Consider the following 6,369-nt stretch of genomic DNA (forward strand, 5'->3'; position numbering starts at 1 on the left):
CAGAGCAATCAACGGGCGCGGCGCACGCGCTTAAACGAGGAAACGTCATGACGTCGCCGATCGGGGGTGGCGTGGATTGCGATCTGCATCCCGCCGTGCCCCATCTGACCAGCCTGTTGCCGTACATGAACGACTACTGGCGCGACCAGGTGACGACGCGTGGCATGACGGATCTGCTGTCGCAATCCTATCCGGTCAATTCACCGGTCTCGGCGCGGCCGGATTGGCGGCCGGCGCAGGGCAAGCCCGGCTCCAATCTTGCCGACATGCAGCGCCAGGCGCTCGACAAGTTCGGTGTCGCCTATGGCATCTGCAATCCTCTCTATGGTGTGCAGATGGTGTTCAGTGAGGACATGGCTGATACGTTTTGCCGCGCGCTGAACGACTGGCTCGCCAGGGAATGGCTCGACAAGGACGATCGGCTGCGCGGCTCGATGGTGATCCCCGTGCAGAGCATCGAGAAATCCGTGAGGGAGATCGAGCGCTGCGCCAGGGATCCGCGCTTCGTCCAGGTGCTGATGCTTGTTATGGGCGACATGCCCTTGGGCAAGCGGCACTATTGGCCGATCTATGCCGCGGCGGAGCGCCTGGGCTTGCCGATCGGCGTGCACGCCGGCAGCGCCTATCACAACCCGCCGACCTCGGTGGGCTGGGGTTCCTATCACATCGAGGATTATGTCGCGCAGGCGCAGGCGTTCCAGACGCAACTCACCAGCCTGATCGTCGAGGGCGTATTCGCCCGCCACCCGAACCTGAAAATGGTGATGCTCGAAAGCGGCTTCACCTGGCTGCCGCCTTATCTCTGGCGCTTGCACAAGTTCTGGCGCGGCGTCCGCATGGAGACGCCGTGGGTCGATCGCGCGCCGCTGGAGATTGTGCGCAGCAACATCCGCTTCTCGCTGCAGCCGGTCGACGCGCCGCCGGACGGCGAGACGCTGAACCGATTGTTCGACCATATGCAGTCGGACGAATTGCTCCTATTCTCGACCGACTATCCGCACTGGCAATTCGACGGCGACGAGGTGCTGCCGAAGGGGATTTCGCCCGACCTGGTCCGCAAGATCATGATCGACAATCCGCTCGCGACTTATAGCCGGTTGAAGCTACCTGTGAAGGAGACGACGCCATGAACGTCCAGATTCGTGAACGTCCCGATGCGGCATCGTCCACCAGCATCAAGACCGCGATCGCCGATTGCGACATCCATCCGGCGCGCGCTACCCAAACTGAGCTCTATCCATTCCTCGCCAAACGCTGGCACGCACATCTCGAAACCTTCGGTGTGCATCCCTATCAGGGCATGATGGGTGGCCCGCCCTATCCCAAGGCGCAGCCGAATGCGTCGCGCCGCGACGCCTATCCGCCGGAAGGCGGGCCGCAAGGCTCCTCGCTCTCCTTCATGCAGCAGCAGCATCTCGATCCGAACAATGTTGCGCTCGGCGTGCTCAACCCGCTCAACACCGGGCAGGGCATCCGCAATCAGGATCTGGCGGCGGCGATCTGTTCCGCGATCAACGACTGGCAGATCGAGAAATGGACCAGCAAGGACGCGCGCCTCAAGGGTTCTGTCGTCGTCGCCAATGAGGACGGGCAAGCCGCGGCCGCGGAAATCCGCAGGCGCGCCGGCGATGCGAACTTCGTTCAGGTGCTGCTGCTGAGCCGCAATGTCGAGCCGCTCGGTCAGCGTCGCTATTGGCCGATCTATGAGGCCGCGGAGGAAGCCGGGCTTCCGGTCGGCGTCCATGCCTTCGGCTTCGGCGGTAATCCAATCACCGCCTCCGGCTGGCCGAGCTTCTATATCGAGGAGATGGTCGGCCACTCGCAATGCCAGCAGACCGCGCTGGCGAGCCTCGTGCTCGAAGGCGTGTTCGAGCGTTTTTCGAAACTGAAGATGGTGATGGTCGAGGCCGGCTTCGGCTGGGCGCCGTCGCTGGCCTGGCGGCTCGACAAGGTGTTCGAGCGGCTACATGCCGAGGTGCCGCATCTGAGGCGCAAGCCGTCGGACTATATCCGCGACCATATCTGGTGGACCACGCAGCCGATGGAGGATCCTGATAGCCGCGAGCATCTGTTCCAGATCATCGAGTGGATCGGCTGGGACAGGCTGTTGTTCGCGACCGACTACCCGCATTGGGACTATGACGAGCCCTCGCGCGTGCTGCCGGCCGGTGTCAGCGACGCCAACAAGCAGGCGTTCTATCTCGACAACGCGCGCAAGCTGTACGGGCTCGCATGATCCGGAAAAGTGGGAACCGGTTTTCCGAAAAGATCATGCGCGAGAATCGCTGATGGTCAGGCATGTGGTTGCCCCGGTGAATGAACTGCCGCCGGGCACACGGAAGTTCATGGAGATCGACGGCCGGCCCATCGCGGTCTTCAACGTCAAGGGCGAGTTCTTCGGCCTCTTGAACCGCTGCCCGCATCAAGGCGCTTCGCTGTGCGAGGGACCGTTGATCGGGCTCGCGCAATCGTCCGATCCGGGCGAGATCGAGTACACGAAACTCGGCGAGATCATCCGTTGTCCCTGGCACGGATGGGAATTCGACATCCGCACCGGCCAGTCCTACTGCGACCCCAAGCGCTTCCGTGCGCGGGCCTATCCGGTCAATGTCGAGCCGGGCACGAACGTGGTGAAGGGTCCGTATGTCGCGGAGACGATCGCGGTCTCGGTGGAACGCGACTACGTCGTGGTGGATTTGTAGTGGAGTTGTAGGGGGGGCAAAGCGAAGCGTGCCCACCATTTCATGCTGTGCTCGCGATGGTGGGCACGCTGCGCTTTGCCCACCCTACGGCTTCGCGCTCCCCGGTAATTGCTCCGTCAGGCGGCAACCGCTTCGCGCGCCTCGACTCGCTCGCCGCCACGATAGACCGTCAAGGTCGCGATGATGCCGAGCGTTGCCGCGAGCATCAGCCAGAAGCCCGGCGAGGCCTTGTCGCCGGTGTGGTCGATCAGCCAGGTCGAGGCAAATGGCGTGAACGTGCCGAACAGCGCCGCCGCCAGTGCAAAAGCCAGAGAGAAGCAGGTGGTGCGCACATGCGACGGCACGATCTCGACCAGGCAGCCGAGCATGGTGCCGCTGTAGACGCCGAAATAGAACGAGAACATCATCTCGACCGCCAGCATCTTGCCGAAGGTCGGCGCGGCAACCAGCCAGTGCAGTGCAGGATAGGCCGTGATCAAGGAAAGCCCGGCGATCGTCAGCAGCACCGGCTTGCGGCCGAGCCGATCGGAGACCGCGCCGCCGACCGGGTTCCAGATGAAATTGGTCACTGCCACCAGCAGCGTCACCAGCAGTGCGTCATGCGTCGACAGTTTCAGCACGTTCTTGCCGAAGGTCGGCGTGTAGACGGTGACGAAGTAGAAGGTCGCGCTGGTCAGGATCGCGATCATCATGCCGAGGATCACGATGCGCCAGTTCGCGAGCGCGGACGCGAACACTTCGGACGCGGACGGATGCCGCTTCATGGCGAGGAACGCCGGCGTCTCCTCCAGCGTCCGCCGCAGCACGAAGATGAAGGGGATGATCAGGCAGCCGATGAAGAACGGGATGCGCCAGCCCCAGGCCGACACCGTCGCCGGCGAGATCATCTCGCTCAGGACATAGCCGACGATCGCGGCGACGAAGATCGCGACCTGCTGGCTCGCCGACTGGAACGAGGTGTAGAAGCCGCGGTTGCCGGGCGTTGCGATCTCCGACAGATAGACCGAGACGCCGCCAAGCTCGACGCCGGCGGAAAAGCCCTGCAGCAGCCGGCCGATCAGCACGATGACGGGCGCGGCAATGCCGATCGTTGCATAGCTCGGGCAGATCGCGATGACCACCGTGCCCACAGCCATGATCGCCAGCGTGACGATCAAGCCCTTGCGGCGTCCGATGCGGTCGATATAGGCGCCCAGCACGATCGCGCCGACCGGGCGCATCAGCGCGCCGAGCCAGAACACGCCGAAGGTGTTGAGCAGCGAGGCGGTCTCGTTGTCGGAGGGGAAGAACGCCTTGCCGATCGCGCTCGCATAAAAGCCGAACAGGAAGAAATCGAACTGCTCGAGGAAATTGCCGCTGGTCGCGCGCAGGATGGCGCCGATGCGCGATTTGATCTGCGGTATCTCTGCCGTGCTCGTTGGCGCCATGCGCGTCTTCTCCCCGTGCTGCGACGAAAAGCCTCGTCTGCGCGGCAATTTGGCACAGCTAGTCGATGCGACCAACCCGCAAACGCGCCGGTCACCCGGAAATCTGCAGGTTTTTCAGGTCTTCAGGCCTTGCTTTGGGCCGATGCCACCATCCACTGCCGGAACGCCGCGAGCTTCGGCGAATCAGCCCGTGCCTGCGGTGAGACCAGGTAGAAGCCGGCATCGGCGGGGAGCGTTATCTTGAAGGGGACCAGCAGCCGCCCCTTGGCGATGTCGTCCTGCACGTAGGATGTCCGGCCCATGGCGACGCCGATGCCGTCGATCGCGGCCTGGATGGTCACGAAGATCAGGTCGAAGGTGATGCCCGGTTGTTTTGAGAGGTCGGCCGGCAGCCCGGCCGCCGTCAGCCACAGCCGCCAGTCGTCGCTGTTGGCGTTGCTGGTGTGCAAGAGCACGTGGCCGCGGAGGTCTTCAGGGCATTTCAGCGGCTTCTCACCTTTGAGCAACGACGGGCTGCAGACCGGAAACAGCTCGTCCGCCATCAGCCAATCGGCCCGCAATCCCTGCCATTGACCGCGGCCGTAGCGGATCGCGGCGTCGACATTGTCGCGCTGGAAGTCGACCAGGCTGGTCGAGGTGGTGATGCGGACGTCAACGCCGGGATGCGCCTCCTGGAATGTGGAAAGCCGCGGCAGCAGCCATTTCGCGGCGAGCGAGGCCAGCGTCGACACTGTCAGCACGTGGTCGTCCTCGCGCCGCAGCAGCCGGTCGGTGGCAAGCTTCAGGTCGTTGAAGGCAGCGCGGACGCCGGGGAGATATTCGGCCGCCTTTGGCGTCAGCGTCAGCGCCCGGTTCTGCCGCACGAACAGCCGGACGCCGAGCTCCTGCTCGAGCCGCTTGATCTGATGGCTGATCGCGGTCTGCGTCACGTTCAGCTCGGCGGCCGCCTGGGTGAAGCTCAGGTGCCGCGCCGCGGCCTCGAAGGCCCGCAAACCGTTCAGCGAAGGCAGCCTCGCGGTCATCTCCTGCATCCGTCCTGATATATGACTTTATCTCATGTGAAGCGGGACAAAGTGTCGTTTGTGCAAGGCAGAAATAGCGCCGATATTGCGTGTGACAGATTAGCGATAGGAGCTGAGCATGTCCACTTGCACCCATGAATCGATGATAAATCATCATGGACAGGGCCTGTTCGCAAAGGCCTTCACCCAATTAAGCGAGACCCTCCACGTCTGGCATCAGCGCTACGAGACGCGCCGCGAGCTGGCCCAGTGGTCCGAGCGCGATCTCCACGACATCGGCAAGTCCTGGAGCGACGTCGCCCACGAAGCCGAAAAACCCTTCTGGCGGGCATGAGATGACGCCAATGCTGGCGTCGCCGCCGAAGCGGGGCGCCAGCCAATTTCTTTCGGAGAGCGTGTCATGACCACCCTGCGTCTCGACGATCTCAAGCAGTATTCCGACGTGCTGCGTTCGCGCAGCGGCGACAAGATCACCGTGCGTTTCGTCGAGCCGCGCGATGCGGAGGAGCTGCAGAATTACTTCCGCTCGCTCTCGACTCGCTCCCGTTACAACCGTTTCTTTGGCGCCATGCGCGAACTGCCGAAGAACGTGCTGGAAAATTTCGTGCATGTCGGCGAGCGCGAGCAGTTCAGCGTGGTCGCCACCGTGATGGTTGACGGCTTCGAAGTCATCGTCGGCGAAGCGCGCTATGCCTTCCATGCGGAGGATGCGAGCATCGAGTTCGGCGTCTCGATCGACGACCGCTGGCAGGGCCAGGGCATCGGCCGGGCGCTCCTGAAGAATCTCGAATGCCGCGCCGCTGCGCTCGGTGCGGTGCGCCTGTTCGGCGACACCTTGCGTTCCAACGACGCCATGATCGGGCTGGCGAAAAAGGCAGGTTACGCCTTCACCAACAGCCCCGGCGACTGGAAGCTGGTGCGCTTTGCGAAACACATCGCTATCGAACCGCGGGATATCCCATGTGCCAGTTGGCGGCTCGCTGCCGCCGACAAGGCCGCTTTCTCCTCGCTTGCGGTTTGATCACTGGCCCGGTTCTGGCCGCCCCAGAACCGGGCTTTTTTCTTTTTGTTGCTTACGAGGCTGCCCGCCATCACTCTAGTGTCGTCCCGGGCTTGCGCGCCGCGGCGAAGCCTTTGGCGTAGCCGGGACCCGGGACCCATATGTGGACGGCCCCCGTGGCACAAGAGCTTTTGAGGTGATCGGATCGCTGCATCCAT

At 63.3% G+C, this 6,369-nt stretch carries 7 protein-coding genes; 5 read left to right on the forward strand and 2 right to left on the reverse strand.

The window, feature by feature from the left end:
• Nucleotides 1-47: 47 nt before the first annotated feature.
• From AAFX91_RS08435 to AAFX91_RS08445, 3 genes are read left to right on the forward strand one after another with little or no spacing between them, the layout of a single operon-like run.
• Nucleotides 48-1,130, forward strand: coding sequence for an amidohydrolase family protein (locus AAFX91_RS08435; protein WP_394566150.1), 1,083 nt, complete (start codon nt 48-50; stop codon nt 1,128-1,130).
• A complete protein-coding gene (locus AAFX91_RS08440) occupies nt 1,127-2,236 on the forward strand; it encodes an amidohydrolase family protein (RefSeq protein ID WP_394566151.1) in 1,110 nt (369 codons plus the stop codon). The genes AAFX91_RS08435 and AAFX91_RS08440 overlap by 4 nt, the downstream gene beginning before the upstream one ends.
• Before the next feature lie 52 nt (nt 2,237-2,288).
• A complete protein-coding gene (locus AAFX91_RS08445; RefSeq protein WP_394566152.1) occupies nt 2,289-2,702 on the forward strand; it encodes a Rieske (2Fe-2S) protein in 414 nt (137 codons plus the stop codon).
• A 116-nt stretch (nt 2,703-2,818) separates the two neighbouring features.
• On the opposite strand, the gene AAFX91_RS08450 is transcribed toward AAFX91_RS08445, so the two are convergent.
• Entirely contained in the window at nt 2,819-4,129 is a 1,311-nt protein-coding gene (locus AAFX91_RS08450) for an MFS transporter (protein ID WP_394566153.1), read from the reverse strand.
• Nucleotides 4,130-4,251: 122 nt separating this feature from the next.
• Complete coding sequence (locus AAFX91_RS08455; protein ID WP_394566154.1) at nt 4,252-5,151, reverse strand: transcriptional regulator GcvA; 900 nt, start codon at nt 5,149-5,151, stop codon at nt 4,252-4,254.
• Nucleotides 5,152-5,269: 118 nt separating this feature from the next.
• On the opposite strand from AAFX91_RS08455, the gene AAFX91_RS08460 reads away from it, so the two are divergent.
• Nucleotides 5,270-5,485, forward strand: coding sequence for a DUF1127 domain-containing protein (locus AAFX91_RS08460; RefSeq protein ID WP_130578270.1), 216 nt, complete (start codon nt 5,270-5,272; stop codon nt 5,483-5,485).
• Between the two features lie 66 nt (nt 5,486-5,551).
• Nucleotides 5,552-6,172 carry a GNAT family N-acetyltransferase gene (locus AAFX91_RS08465; protein WP_394566155.1) on the forward strand — a complete coding sequence of 207 codons (621 nt, stop codon included), beginning with the start codon at nt 5,552-5,554 and terminating at the stop codon, nt 6,170-6,172.
• Nucleotides 6,173-6,369: the final 197 nt, after the last annotated feature.

The organism is Bradyrhizobium sp. 31Argb, assembly GCF_043638955.1.
Classification (GTDB): Bacteria; Pseudomonadota; Alphaproteobacteria; order Rhizobiales; family Xanthobacteraceae; genus Bradyrhizobium.

Coding starts and splice junctions, on each gene's coding strand:
- AAFX91_RS08435 (WP_394566150.1), top strand. CDS start 48: ATGACGTCGCCGATCGGGGGTGGCGTGGATTGCGATCTGCATCCCGCC.
- AAFX91_RS08440 (WP_394566151.1), top strand. CDS start 1,127: ATGAACGTCCAGATTCGTGAACGTCCCGATGCGGCATCGTCCACCAGC.
- AAFX91_RS08445 (WP_394566152.1), top strand. CDS start 2,289: ATGGTCAGGCATGTGGTTGCCCCGGTGAATGAACTGCCGCCGGGCACA.
- AAFX91_RS08450 (WP_394566153.1), bottom strand. CDS start 4,129: ATGGCGCCAACGAGCACGGCAGAGATACCGCAGATCAAATCGCGCATC.
- AAFX91_RS08455 (WP_394566154.1), bottom strand. CDS start 5,151: ATGACCGCGAGGCTGCCTTCGCTGAACGGTTTGCGGGCCTTCGAGGCC.
- AAFX91_RS08460 (WP_130578270.1), top strand. CDS start 5,270: ATGTCCACTTGCACCCATGAATCGATGATAAATCATCATGGACAGGGC.
- AAFX91_RS08465 (WP_394566155.1), top strand. CDS start 5,552: ATGACCACCCTGCGTCTCGACGATCTCAAGCAGTATTCCGACGTGCTG.